The 17393-nt window shown below is 70.2% G+C and carries 12 protein-coding genes; 8 read left to right on the forward strand and 4 right to left on the reverse strand.

Features of this window, described 5'->3' with window-relative positions:
- Positions 1-22: 22 nt before the first annotated feature.
- Positions 23-1120 carry an acyltransferase family protein gene (locus tag ACMXN5_RS12780; RefSeq protein ID WP_439675360.1) on the reverse strand — a complete coding sequence of 366 codons (1098 nt, stop codon included), beginning with the start codon at positions 1118-1120 and terminating at the stop codon, positions 23-25.
- A gap of 138 nt (positions 1121-1258) precedes the next feature.
- Between ACMXN5_RS12780 and ACMXN5_RS12785 the strand changes: the two genes are divergently transcribed.
- Positions 1259-2212 carry a 4-hydroxy-3-methylbut-2-enyl diphosphate reductase gene (locus tag ACMXN5_RS12785; protein ID WP_439675361.1) on the forward strand — a complete coding sequence of 318 codons (954 nt, stop codon included), beginning with the start codon at positions 1259-1261 and terminating at the stop codon, positions 2210-2212.
- A gap of 106 nt (positions 2213-2318) precedes the next feature.
- Here the strand turns inward: ACMXN5_RS12785 and ACMXN5_RS12790 are convergent, their stop codons facing one another.
- Positions 2319-2882 (reverse strand): DUF6542 domain-containing protein, encoded by a 564-nt coding sequence (locus ACMXN5_RS12790; protein WP_439675362.1) that lies wholly within the window; start codon positions 2880-2882, stop codon positions 2319-2321.
- 350 nt (positions 2883-3232) lie between these two features.
- Positions 3233-3775: a hypothetical protein gene (locus ACMXN5_RS12795; protein WP_439675363.1), complete on the reverse strand. Its 543-nt coding sequence runs from the start codon at positions 3773-3775 to the stop codon at positions 3233-3235.
- A gap of 135 nt (positions 3776-3910) precedes the next feature.
- Here ACMXN5_RS12795 and ychF point away from each other — a divergent pair, with 135 nt between their 5' ends.
- The 7 genes from ychF (at position 3911) to ACMXN5_RS12830 (ending at position 14159) form a co-directional block, all read left to right on the forward strand.
- Complete coding sequence (gene ychF, locus ACMXN5_RS12800) at positions 3911-4984, forward strand: redox-regulated ATPase YchF (protein ID WP_395794353.1); 1074 nt, start codon at positions 3911-3913, stop codon at positions 4982-4984.
- A 139-nt stretch (positions 4985-5123) separates the two neighbouring features.
- Positions 5124-5405: a type II toxin-antitoxin system Phd/YefM family antitoxin gene (locus ACMXN5_RS12805; RefSeq protein ID WP_395794351.1), complete on the forward strand. Its 282-nt coding sequence runs from the start codon at positions 5124-5126 to the stop codon at positions 5403-5405.
- A complete protein-coding gene (locus ACMXN5_RS12810; protein WP_439675364.1) occupies positions 5402-5656 on the forward strand; it encodes a Txe/YoeB family addiction module toxin in 255 nt (84 codons plus the stop codon). The genes ACMXN5_RS12805 and ACMXN5_RS12810 overlap by 4 nt, the downstream gene beginning before the upstream one ends.
- Positions 5657-5833: 177 nt before the next feature.
- A complete protein-coding gene (locus ACMXN5_RS12815) occupies positions 5834-9685 on the forward strand; it encodes an AAA domain-containing protein (protein WP_439675365.1) in 3852 nt (1283 codons plus the stop codon).
- A gap of 79 nt (positions 9686-9764) precedes the next feature.
- Positions 9765-10994: an exodeoxyribonuclease VII large subunit gene (gene xseA, locus ACMXN5_RS12820; protein WP_439675366.1), complete on the forward strand. Its 1230-nt coding sequence runs from the start codon at positions 9765-9767 to the stop codon at positions 10992-10994.
- Positions 10995-11133: 139 nt separating this feature from the next.
- Positions 11134-13857 carry an immune inhibitor A domain-containing protein gene (locus ACMXN5_RS12825; RefSeq protein WP_439675367.1) on the forward strand — a complete coding sequence of 908 codons (2724 nt, stop codon included), beginning with the start codon at positions 11134-11136 and terminating at the stop codon, positions 13855-13857.
- A 29-nt stretch (positions 13858-13886) separates the two neighbouring features.
- Positions 13887-14159, forward strand: a complete 273-nt coding sequence (locus ACMXN5_RS12830; protein WP_439675369.1) for an exodeoxyribonuclease VII small subunit — start codon at positions 13887-13889, stop codon at positions 14157-14159.
- 157 nt (positions 14160-14316) lie between these two features.
- On the opposite strand, the gene ACMXN5_RS12835 is transcribed toward ACMXN5_RS12830, so the two are convergent.
- Complete coding sequence (locus ACMXN5_RS12835) at positions 14317-17070, reverse strand: immune inhibitor A domain-containing protein (RefSeq protein ID WP_439675371.1); 2754 nt, start codon at positions 17068-17070, stop codon at positions 14317-14319.
- Positions 17071-17393 lie beyond the last annotated feature (323 nt).

A 17393-nucleotide genomic window follows, 5' to 3' on the forward strand; every position in this document is an offset into this window, starting at 1 on the left:
GCGGTGAGGCGGCGCGGGGCGGTCAGGTTGAGGACTGCGGGCGCAGCCGGTCGAAGCCCCGCATGATCGCCCGATGCGCGGGGCGCTCCACCAGCACCGTGAGCAGCCAGCCGAGGCCGATCGCGACCAGGCCGAGTGCCAGGAGTTGGCCCCACGCGCCGACCCCGTGGTCCTGGAGGCGGCGCATCACCACGTAGCCGATCGACTGGTGCACCAGGTAGACCGCGTAGGTGATGCCGGCGGTCCATTCGAGCACGCGGCCGGCCCATCCGGGCAGGAAGCGGTTCCAGTCCGGGCCGAGCGCCGCCAGGCAGATCGCGGCGATGCCGACCGCCAGTCCGACGCTCCAGGACACCTGCCGGGTCTGGCACAGATGCGCGAACGTACAGGTGCCGAGCAGGAGTACCGCGTGTGCGCCGCGCACCCGCCGCCGCGACCACAGGTGCACCACGATGCCCGCCACGAACAGGTGCACGCGGTACAGGCCGAAGCCGTCGTAGAGGGTGCGGAACGCCTCCGATTGCAGGTGCAGCCGGATCGGCAGCAGGAACATCTCGATCAGCAGCACCGTCCACAACGCCCGGGCCGTCGCGTCGCCGTGCACCCGGCGCCAACGCCACAGCGCGAAGATCGCGGTGAACCAGAGGAGCTGTAGCGGAATCGTCCAATAGGCCGCGTCCACATAGGTGTAGGTCTGCGGTTTCCAGTTCCACAACATGGCCAGATTGGCCAGCACGTCGCGCAGGTCCGGCGCGTACCACCCCGGCGGCGCGGCCAACCTCAGGAACAGCGAGGTGCCCAGGACGCCGACCAGGAAGGCGGGAACCATCCGCGCCATCCGGCCGACCCACCAGCGGACCACGTCCCCCCGGCGCAGCGAGTGCGCCGCGAAGTAGCCGGAGACGACCAGGAGCAGGCTCGCGCCGAGCTGGTACGGGAACACGATCGGGCGGGCGACCAGTTCGGGATGCCACTGGCGGGCCAGGTAGGTGCCGTGGAAGAGCAGGACCAGCGACACGAACGCCACCCGCAGCAGATCCCAGCTGACCCGGCGCCGTTTCGCGGGTGTCCGATCGGCCGAGGTGTCGTTTTCGGGCCGTTCCGCTGAGCTGAAGGGCATCCGACGTCTTCCCGTGGACGGCGTGGGCGGGCACGGGTACGGCAGATCCGCGACCGGCCCCGACCAAAGGACCCTATTACGCGCGCTTTGCCGCTCGGACGCCGATGGATCACCGATCGGCGCCCGTACGATGGACCCATGTCGTCAACCAGCCGCGTCCTGCTCGCCGCCCCCCGGGGCTACTGCGCGGGCGTCGACCGAGCCGTCGAGACCGTCGAGAAGGCCCTCGATCTGTACGGTGCGCCGGTGTACGTGCGCAAGCAGATCGTGCACAACAAATACGTCGTCGAGACGCTGGAGAAGCGTGGGGCGATCTTCGTGGAGGAGACGGCGGAGGTGCCCGAGGGCGCCACGGTCGTCTTCTCCGCGCACGGGGTGGCCCCCGTGGTGCACGAGGAGGCGGCGGCCCGCTCGCTGCGCACGATCGACGCCACGTGTCCACTCGTGACCAAGGTGCACAAGGAGGCCGTGCGCTTCGCCGAGGAGGGCTACGACATCCTCCTGATCGGCCACGAGGGCCACGAGGAGGTGATCGGCACCTCCGGCGAGGCGCCCGACCACATCCACCTGGTGGACGGGCCCGAGGACGTCGCCAACGTCGAGGTGCGCGACCCGTCGAAGGTGGCCTGGTTGTCCCAGACCACGCTGTCCGTGGACGAGACCGTGGCCACCGTCAAGGAGCTGCGCAAGCGGCTGCCGCTGCTGATCGACCCGCCCAGCGACGACATCTGCTACGCGACGCAGAACCGCCAGGTCGCGGTGAAGCAGATCGCCGCCGAGTCGGACCTGGTGATCGTGGTCGGCTCGACCAACTCGTCCAACTCGGTGCGGCTGGTCGAGGTCGCGTTGGAGGCGGGTGCGCGCGCGTCGTATCTGGTCGACTACGCGGAGGAGCTGAAGGAGGAGTGGCTGGAGGGGGTCGGCACGGTCGGCGTCACCTCCGGGGCCTCCGTGCCCGAGGTGCTGGTCGACGGCGTGCTGGCCTGGCTCGCCGAGCGCGGCTTCGGCGATGTGCACATCCACCGGTCGGTCGAGGAGCGGTTGCAGTTCGCGTTGCCGCAGGAGTTGCGGCGGGATCTGCGCAACTCCTGAGCGGTGGCGTGTGGGCGCGAGGTGTGGGGCCTGTCCGGGTGCGCTCGGGCGGGCCCTTTTGGGTGGCGGGCTCGGCAGGCGCGGGCGGGGCGCTCGGGGCCCGTGCTCAGGTGCGGGCGGTCAGGCGGCGTTTGGCCAGGACCACGACGGCGGCCAGGGCGGTGCCGCCCCACAGCAGGCCGGCCTTGAAGGACAGCGCGGTGAGCAGGTCCAGGCCGACCCGGGTGAGGTAGCTCTCGTGCGTGTCGCCGCCGAGGAGGGTGCTGACCAGCACGACGGTCACGGCGAAGGCGATCGGCGGCGCGATGATGGCCGCGATCCAGTCCTGCGCGCGTACCTTCCAGGCCACGAACACGGAGCTGATCAGGAACGCGAGGCCGAACACGACGCCGAGGCCGTCGGTCGCCAGGTGGTCGACGAGGCCGCCGAGCAGGGTGCCGCCGAGGCCGAACACGGCCGCGCCCGCGGCGGTGAGGCCGCCGGTGTGGGCCGGTCGGTACGCGCCGGGGGCACCGGGCGGGCGCCGGGACGGGCCGGGACGCGGTTGTGGGCGGGCGGCCCGCTGCGGGTGGGCGCGTCGGGGCTGGGCGGCGCGTTCCACCGGCCCGCGCTCGGCCGGCGGTGGGCCCGCGGTGGGTGGGGGCGGTCCGGTCGGCGGTCGACGACGCACCGGCTCACCTCGTCCCGGCGCCGGCACGGGAGACCGCTTCGGTGGGTTCCGGGGCGGGACGGGACGCACTCCCGCTCGGCTGCGCTGTTCCATCCCCACAAGGTATTGCCGCATCACGGTCAAAACCGTCCAAGAACACGAAAAACCTCACCCCGCCCGTGTCGAACCGTGCGCCCGGTCGCCGTTTCGTCCTCGATTGTCCGTCCTCGATCGTCGTGAATCATCGTGGATCGTTGTGCTTGTGCCCCCGATCCGGGCGGGCTCACCAGGGAGGACGCTCGCGGGGCGGGAATCGGTGGCGGAATCGGCCGACCAATTCGGCGGACGGGCGAAATCGGGCGGGTGGCCCGTCACCCCCGGGCGCCGCTCTCCACGAGGTCGACGGCGCGGACCACCTCGTCGGTACTCAGCACCCGGACCGCGATGCCACGCGGCGCGGCGTACCAGCGCAGGTCCACCGCCAGATACGCCAACGTGTCCTTGTCCAGGAAGTTGATCGTGTGCTGCTTCCGGGAGCCGTCGCGCATCGTGCAGCGCACCACCGCATAGCTGTGGGTGTCCGCGGTACCGACCTTGAGCTTCGCCTCCACCGCGCCGATCTCCTCCCAGCGCAGACCGCGGGTGCGGAACAGCCCGTGGAAGACCAGGCCGTTGGGGCCGATCGACAACTTTCGGTACTGATAGAGCGCGTAGCCCAGGAGTGCGAACAGGGTCAGCCCGCCCCACAGCGCGACGCTCCAGAGGGTCGACAGGCCGAGTTCGGCCAGGTCGAGCAGGCCGAGCCCGATCGGAACGAACGCGGTGACCAGCAGGACCCGCATGGGTTTGGCCTCCCACAGGACGCCGTCCATGAGCTGCCTGCGGTTGAGGTTGATGTTCGAGGTGCGGCTCATCGATGTCCCCGTCGTCGAGTGTCCGGCGTACGAAACCAGGGATGCTACTGGCCGCGGGCCACCGCCTACACTTCCCGGAGGCGCTTGTATGTCCGCAGCGCGCCACATCGATCGCCGAGAAGCCAGGGAATCCAGTTGTCGCTCACCATCGGAATCGTCGGCCTGCCCAATGTCGGCAAGTCGACCCTCTTCAACGCCCTGACCAAGAACGACGTGCTCGCGGCGAACTATCCCTTCGCGACCATCGAGCCGAACGTGGGCGTGGTGGGCGTACCGGACCCGCGACTGGACAAGCTGGCGGAGATCTTCGGGTCGGCCCGCAAGATCCCGGCCACGGTCGACTTCGTGGACATCGCGGGCATCGTGCGCGGCGCGTCCGAGGGCGAGGGCCTGGGCAACAAGTTCCTCGCCAACATCCGCGAGTCGGATGCGATCTGCCAGGTCATCCGGGTCTTCACCGACCCCGACGTGGTGCACGTCGACGGCAAGATCTCGCCGGCCGACGACAAGGAGATCATCGAGACCGAGCTGATCCTGGCCGACCTGCAGACCATCGAGAAGGTGCTCCCGCGCCTGCAGAAGGACTCGCGGCTGCAGAAGGACAAGATCGCCGTCGCCGCCGCCGTGCAGCAGGCCAAGGAGGTCCTGGAGGCCGGCACCACGGTCTTCGCCGCGGGCCTGGACCCCGAGCCGTTGCGCGAGCTGCACCTGCTGACCGCCAAGCCGTTCCTGTACGTCTTCAACGTGGACGAGGAAGAGCTGGTCAACGAGACGCTCAAGGCCGAGCTGCGCGAGCTGGTCGCGCCGGCCGAGGCGATCTTCCTCGACGCCAAGATCGAGTCCGAGCTGATCGAGCTGGACGAGGCCGAGGCCCTGGAGCTGCTGCAGAGCCTGGGCCAGGAGGAATCCGGCCTGTCGATCCTGGCCCGCGTCGGCTTCGACACCCTGGGCCTGCAGACCTACCTGACGGCCGGCCCCAAGGAGGCCCGCGCCTGGACGGTCGCCAAGGGCGCCACCGCCCCCGAGGCCGCCGGCGTCATCCACACCGACTTCCAACGCGGCTTCATCAAGGCCGAGGTGATCGGCTTCGCCGACCTGGTCGAAGCCGGCGGCCGCACCGAAGCCCGCACCAAGGGCAAGGCCCGCATGGAGGGCAAGGACTACATCATGCAGGACGGCGACGTAGTCGAATTCCGCTTCAACGTCTGACCGCGCTTCGGCGCCGCGCGCCGATCGCTTCGTCGAGTTCGCAGGTCAGCGGGCCGGCCTCTGTGGAGGCCGGCCTTTGGCGTGCCCACGAGCCATGAGTGGTACATTATTCGGTACCACTTGATGCTGGGAGTCAGCCGTGTCCATAACTGCGAGCGAGGCCCGTAAGGCGCTCTTTCCGCTGATCAAGAAGGTCAACGACGACCACGAGGCGATCGAGATCGTGTCCAAGCATGGCAACGCCGTGCTCGTATCGGCCGAGGACTATGCGGCGCTACGCGAGGGCTCGTACCTGTTGCGCTCACCGGCGAACGCCCGTCGACTGCTCAAGGCTTACGAGAACGCTCTGGCTCACGTCGATGTGTCGGAGCGAGAACTGCTCGACCCCGAGTCACCGGACACCGGCAAGAGCGCCGAGTGAGGCTCGTCTTCGAGGATCAGGGCTGGGACGACTACACCTCCTGGCTCAGGCACGACCGCAAGGTGCTCGCCCGGATCAACAAGCTCATCGAGGACGTCGAGCGGAACCCGTTCACCGGCATCGGCAAGCCCGAGCCACTGAAGTATCACTTGCCCGGGGCCTGGTCACGCCGGATCGACGACGAACACCGCCTCGTCTACCTGGTCACGGACAAGGAGATCGTCGTCCTCGCGGCTCGGTACCACTACTGACCGCTTGGGCGGACAACGTTTCCGCAGGCCGTGGCGCGGTAGTCGCCGACCTGCGGGTGGCGGCGGTCGGGCCGGGGCACCGTCGGAGTCGGACCCCGATTCGTTCCCGGGCAAACGGGATCGCGCAGCTTTCGGCTCTGCTACGGTGCCCGGGATCGGCGATCTCGGGGGGAACGCGTGGGGGCCGTCAATCGATCGACGGGCGAGCGGCGGCGTCGGGCGCGGATTCTGCGCTACTGGCGGGCCGTGGAGTATTTCTCCCCGCCCAAGGTCGATCCGGTGAATCCACGCAAGAATCTCTTCGCCGTGCGGCCGAACCGGCCGCTGCCCTGGGAACCCGGCTCGGACCTCGGTCGGACGCGGTCCCGGTCGAACCTGGTGTGGCAGCACACCGTCTACGCGGGCATCTTCGCGGTCGACAAGGTACGTGACGTCCTGTTGCAGGCGTTCCGGACGCCGGATTCCGAGGAGGACTTCGACGGCCGGATCGGCGGCGACAGCGCCGTGCTCTGTTTCACCGTGAACCAGGACGGGCTCCTGATCAAGGACAGTGCCACCCTGTCCTCGTGTGCCTGGGCGGTCGGGCGGACCCTGAGCCTCGGACCGCAGCACGAGCGGTGGCTGACCGGCTTCGACGAGGACTGCACACAACTGCTGCGGTGGCTGCTGGACCTCGGCGACGGGAAGATCGACGTCGATCCGCGGCCCGTCACGGGCTCCCCGTCGGTGCCTTCGGGGCTCGGGCCGGTCGCGGGGCTGACGTCCCGCCTCGTCGTCGACGCGGCGAAGACCGGGCTCGGCGCGGTGAGCGGCGGGCTGGGGCCGGTGGCCGGGGCGTTGGCCGCGCAGGTGATCGAGCAGGTCGGCGGTGCCTTGATCGACGCGGCCGCCTCCCGGTTCGGCGACCGCACCGACGGCGACGGCGCGGTATCGGACCCGGATCCGGACGGCGGCGCGCGGGAGGAGTCGGAGAGTCCTCCCGCCGAGGTGGGCACGAAGGTCCTGGACGTGTACGACCTGGCCGCCATCACCCGGTGGGTGGCCGAGCGGCTCGGCGTCGCGGGGGCGCTCCGACCCGACGCGATCCGGGTCAAGAGCTATCAGGTCTCGGCCCGGCACGCGGACGAGGTGGGTGGGGACACCTTCCTCAACAGCTTCTACGCCGACGATCTGGAACGTGTCGCGAAGGTCGTCGGATCCGGAGCGGCCGGTACGGCCCTCCGGGACTACCTGACGGCCGAGGCGGATCTGGACGCGATGAGCCGCTTCGACGTGCGACGCCTGCCCGAGGTCGTGCTGGACGGCGTGCAGCCGTCGAGCATGCCCCTCGGTCGGTGGCCGGCGGACAGCGACAAGCCGCTCGTACTCAGCCAGCAGTTCGCGGTCAACCGCATCATGACGAGTCTCGGACAGGATGAGGGCCGCGGCCTCTACGCGGTCAACGGGCCACCCGGAACCGGCAAGACGACCATGCTGCGCGACCTGATCGCGGCCGTGGTGGTGCGGCGGGCCGAACGATTGGCGGCCCTGAAACGGCCGGAGGACGCCTTCGCCAAGAAGCCGCGCACCTGGCGCACGGAGGAGACGGCCGGCAAGACCCACCCGCGCATCATCCACCCCCTGATCCCCGAGCTGACCGGCTTCGAAATCGTGATCGCCTCCTCCAACAACGGCGCGGTGGAGAACGTCACCCTGGAAGTCCCCGGGGCGCGGGCGATCGGCGACGCATGGCGGGGACGCGCCGACTACCTCGCCGGGCCGGCCGGGCTGGCACTGGAGGAGGAGGCGTGGGGCGCGATCGCCGCCCGCCTGGGGCGGCGCAGCAATCGCTCCGACTTCGTCGAGCGCTTCTGGTGGGGCAAGCAGGCCAAGGGCAATGGCAAGCCGGGGCCGAGGCCGGACGCGGGCGAGGAACGACCGCCTCTGGGCCTGCAGAAGATGCTGCAGTTACAGAGCGAACATCTCCATGGCTATCACCGCTCCCCGTTCACACCGAACGCTCCGAACGCTCCGGGCACCCCGGACCCGAATCCCGAAGCCGACGCGGTGGCGCCACTGGGTCGGGAGACCTGGAAGCAGGCCGTCCGGCGCTTCACCCGGGCCCGCGAGCGGGTACAGGCGTTGGCCGCGGAGCGGCAGGCGATCGCGGATCTGCTCGCCCGGCTCGCCGGCCCCGACGCGCTCCTGGAGGAACTGGCGGCCCGCGAGTCGGGTGCCCATGACGCGCTGCTGCTCCTGCACCGAGAGCAGCAGCGCGTCGAAGACGAACTCGCGGACCGCCGGATCGAGTTCGCCCACAGGCAGGACACGCTGGCCGCCGAGCGCACACGACTCGACCGGGCTCGTGCGGCGGTCCGCCACGGCGAGGAGGGTGTCCGGACGGCGGAGTGGGAACTGCGTGCCCACGACGTGCGCAAACCCGGCCGGTTGCGGAGACTGGTCAGCCGTGAGCCGATGCGGCTCTGGGAGACGGGTCGCCTTCCGCTCAAGGCGGCGGTACAGGCCGCGGACGACCGCCTCGCCGAACTGGAATCCGCCTTGGCCGTACGGCATTCGGCGTTGCGCTCCGCCCAGGGCGGTGTGGACCACGCACAGGCCGCGATCATGCGTACGGAGTCCCGGCTGAACGCGTGCGACCGGGCCCGTGAGCTACAGGTCGCCACCACGGCCGAGGCCGGCCGGCAGGTGGCCCTTCGTCATCGCGAACGGGAGCGGGAGCACCGCGCGTTGGCCGCGGCCAAGGGGCGTTGGGGCGACCGCGTACCGGGCGCCGAATGGTTGGCGGCCCTCGACGACCGGCAGGCGATGGAGATCCGGGAACGGTCGGCGCCGTGGATGGACGCCGAGTTCGCCGAGGCCCGCTCGGAACTCTTCGTCGCCGCCCTGGATCTGCACCGCACGCTCCTGGCCACCGCGCCCGAGCGCATGCGCAGGAATCTGCAGGCCGTGATGGAGGTGGTCAAGGGTCAGGCGCCGGCGGACCTGCCCGCCGAAACCGTGCTCGCGGCGTGGCAGTTGCTGTTCCTCGTGGTTCCCGTGGTGTCGACGACCTTCGCCTCGGTCGGCCGAATGTTCGCCCCGTTGGGCAGCGAGGCCCTGGGATGGCTGTTCGTCGACGAAGCCGGTCAGGCCACCCCGCAGGAGGTGGTCGGGGCGTTGTGGCGCGTCCGCCGTGCCGTCGTCGTCGGTGACCCGTTGCAGCTCGAACCCGTGGTCACCCTCCCGTGGACGGGTCAGCAGCGCTTGGCCCGACACTTCGAGGTGGACCGCCAGTGGGCCCCGGCCGCCACCTCGGTCCAGGTCCTCGCCGACCGGCTCAATCCGTACGGCACCTGGCTGAAGGACCACGACGGCGAGGACATCTGGCTCGGCTCGCCCCTGCGTGTACACCGCCGCTGCGATCGCCTGATGTTCGACGTCAGCAACACGATCGCCTACGACGGGATGATGGTCTACGGCGTGGATCGGGACCAGGACGACTTCGCGCCGGTGCAGCGCAGTGTGTGGTGGGACGTTCGCGCCCTGCCGGGTGAGGAGAAGTGGAACCCCGAGGAAGGGAGGGCCCTGGAGATCACTCTCGACCGGATCCGCACCCGCATCGACGAAGCGATCCGGCGGGAGGGTTCGTACTCCGACGAGGTGTACCCCGGTGACGCCGCGGAAGGCGATTTCGCCGCCGAGCGCAAGCGTCGCCTGAACGAGTCGGTCTTCGTCGTCAGTCCGTTCCGCGACGTCGTCCACGGCCTCGGCAAGGTGGTCGGCGGGTCTCTCACCGCCAAGCGCTACGGCACGGTGCACACCACCCAGGGCAAGGAAGCCGACATCGTGATCCTGGTGCTGGGCACCGGCGCCGGCCAAGTGGGATCCCGAAACTGGGCCGCCCGAAAGCCCAACCTCCTCAACGTCGCCGTGACCCGCGCCCGTCGACGCCTCATCGTCATCGGCGACCTCGCCGCCTGGTCGCGCCACCGCTACTTCGAGGACCTGGCCCGACACGAGCTGATCCACAAATGGACCCCGCAGCGCTGAGCAGGTGCCCGAGCGCCGATCGATCCCATGGGTCGTGGCGGCTGTCGGGCGGTGGGGGTCGGGTGGATAACCTCTGGAGATGGCCCTTTCGACGTCTGTTGATGCGCCGCTTCCTGTGGCTGAGGTTTCTCGGTTGATCGGGGGGTGGATCGATCGGCTTGGGGCCGTGTGGGTCGAGGGGCAGATCACGCAGCTCAGTCGGCGGCCGGGGGCCGGGGTGGTGTTTTTGACGCTGCGGGATGCCGAGCAGGACGTGTCGATTTCGGTGACCTGCTATCGGAAGGTCTTCGACGCGGTCGGGGACATCGTGGCCGAGGGGTCGCGGGTGGTCGTGCACGCCAAGGCGGACTGGTATCGGGCGCGCGGGACGTTGTCGTTGCGGGCGGCGGAGATTCGGCCGGTGGGCATCGGGGAGTTGTTGGCCCGGCTGGAGCAGTTGAAGCGCTCGCTCACCGCGGAGGGGTTGTTCGATCCTCGGCACAAGCGGCCGCTGCCGTTCCTGCCGCACCGGGTCGGGCTGGTCTGCGGGCGGGCCTCGGCGGCCGAGCGGGACGTGTTGGAGAACGCGCGGCGGCGGTGGCCGGCGGTGCGGTTCGCGGTGCGGAACGTTGCGGTGCAGGGGGTCAGCGCGGTGCCGCAGGTAGTGGCGGCGGTCCGCGAGTTGGACGCGGATCCGGATGTGGATCTGATCGTGGTGGCTCGTGGGGGCGGCAGTGTCGAGGATTTGCTGCCGTTCTCCAGCGAGGAATTGGTGCGGGTGGTCTTCGCCTGTACGACGCCGGTGGTGAGTGCGATCGGGCATGAGCCGGACTCGCCGTTGCTGGATCTGGTGGCGGACTTTCGGGCTTCGACGCCCACGGATGCGGCGAAGCGGATCGTGCCGGACATCCGCGAGGAGTTGCACAAGGTGCACCAGGTGCGCGATCGGGGGCGGCTCGCGCTCCGGGCGCGGTTGGATCGGGAGTATCAGGGCCTGCGGGCCGCCCGTTCGCGGCCGGTGCTGGCCGACCCGCACCGGATGGTGGACCTGCGCGCGGAGGAGGTGGCCGCCCTGGTGGAGCGCTCGCGGCGTACCCTGCGGCACCTCCTGGACCGGGCCGAGAGCGACCTCGCGCACACCCGCGCGCGGGTGGTCGCGCTGTCCCCTGCGGCCACCCTGGAGCGCGGCTACGCGGTGCTGCAACGCGCGGACGGCCACGCGGTCCGGGACCCGGCCGAGGTGGCGGCGGGCGAGAAGCTGACCGCGCGGGTGTCCACGGGACGCTTCGACGTGGTCGTGGCGGACGGCCCATCGGCGTCGGGCGACTGACGGGGGCTCGCGACATCCGGGCCGCGCTCATCCGAGTCCCGCTCGTTCGGGTGTCGCGGGGCGGTTCGGCTTGGCCCATTCGTAGGACAAGACGTCGTATCTCACCCGATCGGCGGCTGAAGCGGCTTATTTTGCGCATGTGTTGCGTCATCTGCTCGCCGCGTCCGCGTTGTTGCTCACCGGCGTCGCCACGTCCTCCGTGGCCGCCGCCGACGACTCGCCCGCGCGGTGGAATCCGTCAGCCGCCGACTCCTACGTCAACTACGTCGCGCCGAGGGACCCGTTGCCGCCCGACGGACCACCCGGCGCCTCCGCCGAGGTCCGCGGACGCGCCCTGGCGGCCGATCGGCGGGCGCGGGAGTACGACCGCAAGTTCGCCGCCGGGAATCCCGTCGCCGCGCGCCGGCTTGCCCGGGCCGAGGCGGTCGCCGCTCGGACCGGGGTCAGTCCTCGGGCCCAGGAGGGGGCGCCGCACCGCGAGGCGCGGCTGCTGACCATCCTGGTCGAGTTCGACGATCACGCCGACGACGACTTCTCCGGGTTCCGCCGGCCCACGAGCGTGGCCGATCCGACCTGTGTGACCGAGCCGCCGGGCACCGTCAAGAACGGTCCCCGGCACAATCTGCTGCCGGACCCGGCGGCCGGCGGCGGGGACAACAACACGCTGTGGGTCGCGGACTTCGGCAAGGATCACTACGACCGGATGCTCTACTCCGATCGGGGCATCACCGAGCGTGTCCGCCCCGACCTGACCGGCCCCGACGGCCGACCGGGCATCGACCTCACCGGCCTGACCATGCGCTCGATGTACCGGGAGATGTCGCACGGCTCCTACTCGATCGGCGGCGAGGCGGCCGGCTGGGTGACCGTCCCGCACTCCGAGGCCTGGTACGCCGCCGGCCACTGCGGCGCGATCCGCCAGGACAACGGCGGCAGCCCGCAGAACCCGCGCGGGGTACGGCAGTTCGTCACCGACGCGGTGGACCAGCTGGCCAAGTCGCAGCCGAGCTTCCCGTGGGCGGATTACGACAAGGAAGACCCGGGCGACGCCGACCACGACGGCAACACCCAGGAGCCGGACGGCGTGGTGGACCACCTGGTCCTGGTCCACGCCGGCAAGGACAAGTCCGCCGGCGGCGGCGCCGAGGGCACCTACGCCATCTGGGCACACGCCTCCACCGTGCTCTTCGGACACCAGGTCCCCGGCAGCAACATCAAGATCGCCAACTACATCGTGCAGCCCGAGGACTCCGGAGTGGGCGTCTTCGCCCACGAATTCGGCCACGACCTCGGACTCCCCGACCTGTACGACAACTTCAGCGGCGGGGACACCGACGTCGACTTCTGGGACCTGATGTCCTCCGGATCGCACGCCGGCCCGCTGTTCCAGACCATGCCCGCGCACATGGGCGCGTGGTCGAAGTACGTGCTGGGCTGGATCGATCCCCCGGTCGTCCCGGTCGGCGGCGCACCCTCCACCGTGCTGCTCGGCGCCGCCGCCGCCCCGCCGCCCGGCACCCGCGACGCGGTCCGGGTGAACCTGCCCGACGAACGTGTCCGGATCGGCACCCCGCACAGCGGCACGCACATGTGGTACTCGGAGCGGGACCAGGAGTGGTCCGACGCCCGCCTCGTCCGCGACCTCACGATCCCCACCGGCGGCCCCGCGACCTTCTCCATGTGGAACGACTACACGATCGAACAGGACTGGGACTTCGGCTTCGTCGAAGCCTCCACCGACAACGGCGCCACCTGGACCCAGCTCGCGGTCAGCGACGAGGCCGGCAACCCGGTGAGCACCCCGCCCGACTATCCCGACCCGAACCACAACCTCGCCGAGCTGCGCAAGACGAACGGCCTGACCGGCGCCACCAACGGCTGGCGGCACGACCACGTCGACCTGACCCCGTACGCGGGCCGCACGATCGAGCTGCGCCTGACCTACGACACCGATGCCGCCTTCATGGAGAAGGGCTGGTTCGCCGACGACTTCACGCTCACGGGCGGCGCCGACGGCACCACGGTGTGGTCCGACGACGTGGAGCGGGGCGACAGCGGCTGGATCGCGACCAGGGGCAGCACCACGGTCACCCGCGGCGCGGGCTGGGGGCAGACCTCCGGCGAGGTCGAGCGGGAGCAGTACTACCTCCTGGAATGGCGCGCGCCGGTCGGCTTCGACCGCGGCCTGAGTCACGCCTACACCGCCGGGCACAACGACGAACGGGGTGTACAGGTCCGCCGGTTGGGCTACAACGTGCCCGGCATGCTGGTCTGGCTGCGCGACGCCGAATACCAGAACAACGGCGTGAACTTCAATCTGGGCGCACCGCCCAGCTACGGCGCCAAGGGCCAGACGCTGCTCGTGGACGCCCACCCCGACCCGCGCCGCTGGACGGGCGAGGCGGCCGAGCACTACACGGTGAAGCGCAACCCGCGGAAGAACCTGGACAGCCGGGCCCAGTCCGCCGACGCCGCGTTCGGCTTCGCCCCCACCCCGACGTTCGTCGCGTGCCACTCCAACGGCGCGTGGTGCCAGGACTTCGCCGCCCGCGAACCGGTCCGCGCGTTCTCCGACGCACGCGGCTGGGCGCCGGGCGTGGAGTACGTCGACGGCGCGCCCGTGGACCGTTTCACCGACGGGTCGACCGTGGTGCCCGCGCGCGGGCCGTACAGCACCCGGGTGGTCCTTCCGGACGGCTCGCCCGATCCCGAGCACTACGGCGTGCCGTACCAGGGCTCCGTGCTCGGCAGTGGCGATCCCGGCCCCACCCTCGCCTACGGCGCCTCGGCCACGCTGGTGAGCCCGGCCGGACGCGACCCCAACCGTGGCGCCGCCGTACGGGTCACCTCCGCCCGCCCGTGACCCCGACACCCACGAACTAGGCTGGCGCCATGAGCGAGCAGCAGACCGCATCCGTACCGGAGGACGAGGCGCCGGCCTACGAGCAGGCCCGTGACGAGTTGATCGAGGTCGTGCGCCGCCTGGAGACCGGCGGCATCACCCTGGAGGAGTCGTTGGCCCTGTGGGAGCGCGGCGAGCGGCTCGCCGTGGTCTGCGAGCAGTGGCTCGACGGCGCCCGGGCCCGCCTGGACGCGGCGGTCCGCGCCGAGCGCGCGGGCGCGAGCAACGGCGCGCCGGACGAGTCGGCCGAGCGGGACGACTGACCCGCCGACCGACCCGAGGCACCAACGGCACGGCAAAAGGGGCGCCCCCACTCGGGAGCGCCCCTTTCGTCCTACGAATCCCACGGATCCACCGGATCCAACGGATCCACCGGACCTACCGGTTCCACCGCCGCGCGACCGTCACGCGCGGAGGAACCTACTTCTGCGCGGGCAGGATCCAGACCACCGCACCGGAGCCGCCCGGAAGCGGGACCACCGGCAGCACGGTCACGCCGTAGCCCTTGTCGAAGCCCGGGTTGCCCGTGCCCAACTCGGAGCCGTGGAACAGCTTGCCGAACGCGTCCTTGTCCGGCGTGCCGTCCGCCTTGGTGACCTTGGTCGTGTACGGCGCCTTCGCCGGGACCACGGCCGAGCCGTAGCGGTCCTTGGGCAGCGCGCGACCCTTGTACATCTCGGTGCCCGGCGCCCAGCCGACCGTGTCGGTGAACAGCGTCACCGGCTTCTGCGCCTCGAACGAGGTGCAGTACTTGGTACCGGGGATGCAGTCCGTGAACGGCGTGGTCTTGGTGAAGCCGAACGCCGCGTTGGCCGACTGCGACCGGGAGCCGAGGTTGCCGAACACGTTCTTCGACTCGATGCCCGGGGTGTTCGGGTCGGGCTTGGGGAACTGCGCCGCGGCGTCGCCGGAGAAGCGCAGCGGGTCCGGGTGCGAGTCGACGATCAACAGCTCACCCTTCGGACCCCATGAGGGCCCGTTGTTGATGTTGAAGTTGACGCCGTTGTTCTGGTACTCGTTGTCGCGCAGCCACACCAGCATGCCCGGCGCGTTGTACGGCACCCGGTTGGTCTTGCCGTTCTCGCCGGCGGTGTACGCGTACTTCAGGCCCTCGTCGAAGCCGGACAGGTTGCGCCACTCCAGCAGGTAGTACTGCTCCCGCTCGAAGGTGCCGTTGGTCCGGCCCCAGCCCTCGCCCTTGGTGATCGCGTTGGTGCCCTTGATCGCGGTCCAGCCGTTGTCGCCCTGCTCCACGTCGTCGGACCACACCGTGGTGCCGCCGTTGGTGAGCGAGAAGTCGTCGGCGAACCAACCCTTCTCCATGAAGGCGGCGTCGGTGTTGAGGTCCAGCCGCAGCTTGATGTTCTGGCCCGCGTACGGGGTCAGGTCGACGTTGTCGTGCCGCCACCCGTTGCTGGAGCCGGTCAGACCACTGGTCTTGCGGAACGTGGCCAGGTTCTTCTGCGGGTCCGGGTAGTCCGCCGGCGTGCTGACCAGCGCGCCCGCCTCGTCCTTGACCGCGAGCTGCTTCCAGGTGGCGCCGTTGTCGGTGGACACCTCGACGAAGCCGAAGTCCCAGTCCTGCTCGATGACGTAGTCGTTCCACATCCAGAACTTCACGTCGGAGCCGGCCGGCACCGCGATGTTGCGCTCGATCCGGACGTCGGACCAGGCCTGGTCCTGACCGGAGTACCACATGCCGTTGCCGCCGTGCGGCTTGCCGACCGCGACCTGCTTGTTCGGCAGGTTGACCCGGATGCCCCGCGAGGTGCCCTTGGGCGTCTTCGCGGCCTGACCCAGGGTGGCGACCTTGGGCCGGTCACCGACCTTGACCAGGTCCGGGGTCAGCCAACCGAGCGCGTACTTGTCCCAGATGCCCATGTGCGCGGGCTGCGACTGGAACAGCGGGCCGGTGTGCGAACCGGCCGACATCAGGTCCCAGAAGTTCAGGTCCGTCTGCCCGCCGCTGAAGTTGTCGTACAGGTCGGGGAGTCCGAGGTCGTGGCCGAATTCGTGGGCGAAGACGCCCACTCCGGAGTCCTCGGGCTGCACGATGTAGTTGGCGATCTTGATGTTGCTGCCGGGGACCTGGTGTCCGAAGAGCACGGTGGAGGCGTGTGCCCAGATGGCGTAGGTGCCCTCGGCGCCGCCGCCGGCGGACTTGTCCTTGCCGGCGTGGACCAGGACCAGGTGGTCCACCACGCCGTCCGGCTCCTGGGTGTTGCCGTCGTGGTCGGCGTCGCCCGGGTCTTCCTTGTCGTAATCCGCCCACGGGAAGCTCGGCTGCGACTTGGCCAGCTGGTCCACCGCGTCGATGGCGAGCTGCTGCGCGCCGAGCGGGTTCTGCGGGCTGCCGCTGTTGTCCTGCTGCGCGTTGCCGCAGGCGCCCGCGCCGTACCAGGCCTCGGAGTGCGGCACCTTGATCCAGGAGGTGGCCTCGCCGGAGACGGAGTACTTTCCGGCCGACATCTCCTCGTACATGTTGCGCATGGTCTGGCCCGCGAGGCTGATGCCCGGCTTGCCGTCCGGCCCCTTGAGGTCGGTGCGCATGCGCTCGGTGATGCCCTCCTTGGAGTAGAGCATCTTGTTGTAGTGGGCCTGGTCGAAATTCGGCACCCACTGCGTGTTGTTGTCGTTCGGGTTCAGCGCCGGGTTGGGCAGCTGGTTGTGCAGCGGCCCGTTCTTCACCGTGCCGGGGGGCTCGGTGACACAGGTCGGGTCCGACACGCTGGTCGGGCGCTTGTACCCGGAGAAGTCGTCGTTGGCCTGGTCGTTGAACTCGACCAGGACGGTGAGCAGCTTCGCGTTCTGCTTGGCGTCGGCGGGCTTGCCGCTGCGCTCGGCCTTGATCTCGGCCGGGCTCTTGCCCGTGCGACCCGCCTCGGCCTCGAGCTCCTTGAGCTGGGCGGCGGCGCGCGGGTTGCCGTCCGAATTCTTGCGCTTGGTCGCGGCGTTGCGCTCGTTCTGCGCCTTGAGCGCCGCCGCCTTGGCCGGATCGTCCGGCAGCGCGCTGGTGTCGATCGCCGCATCGACGGAGTTGACGTAGTGGTCCTCGGGGCCCGGGTTCCACACCGCCTTTGTGGTGTCCACGCGCGTAGGCGTGGCGGATGTCGAGGGCGCGGCCGTGGCCGCGAGGCCGGTGATCGCCAGCGCGGACACGGACAGCAGTGCCACGCGGCGCTTCACCCGCCGGACGCCTTGGGGCGGCGTCGCACCCCTCCCGGGTATCAATGGACTCAACGTGCTCCCCTTTCCGACCGGGGGGCCATCCCCCGGACGCAAAGCGACGCCGCGCGGGATCTGATCAAGCGCACACGGCGTCGGGCCGACTCGGAAAGCCCGGCGGACCTGTGCCGGCAACCATCGGGTCACGACGGTGCCGACGCATGTTCGACCGGGCTTCCGGACCCTAGGGGCGGGAGCAACGAACGGGGCAGGGGAGGACGTTGGGTCTTTACAAAACCTTTACAAGCACCTGCGCAACATGTGCACTTGGC

Source organism: Embleya australiensis (assembly GCF_051903075.1).
Lineage (GTDB): Bacteria > Actinomycetota > Actinomycetes > Streptomycetales > Streptomycetaceae > Embleya.

Excerpts from the sequence above, each read along its gene's own strand:
- ACMXN5_RS12780 (WP_439675360.1), bottom strand. The coding sequence starts at position 1,120 with ATGCCCTTCAGCTCAGCGGAACGGCCCGAAAACGACACCTCGGCCGAT.
- ACMXN5_RS12785 (WP_439675361.1), top strand. The coding sequence starts at position 1,259 with ATGTCGTCAACCAGCCGCGTCCTGCTCGCCGCCCCCCGGGGCTACTGC.
- ACMXN5_RS12795 (WP_439675363.1), bottom strand. The coding sequence starts at position 3,775 with ATGAGCCGCACCTCGAACATCAACCTCAACCGCAGGCAGCTCATGGAC.
- xseA (WP_439675366.1), top strand. The coding sequence starts at position 9,765 with ATGGCCCTTTCGACGTCTGTTGATGCGCCGCTTCCTGTGGCTGAGGTT.
- ACMXN5_RS12830 (WP_439675369.1), top strand. The coding sequence starts at position 13,887 with ATGAGCGAGCAGCAGACCGCATCCGTACCGGAGGACGAGGCGCCGGCC.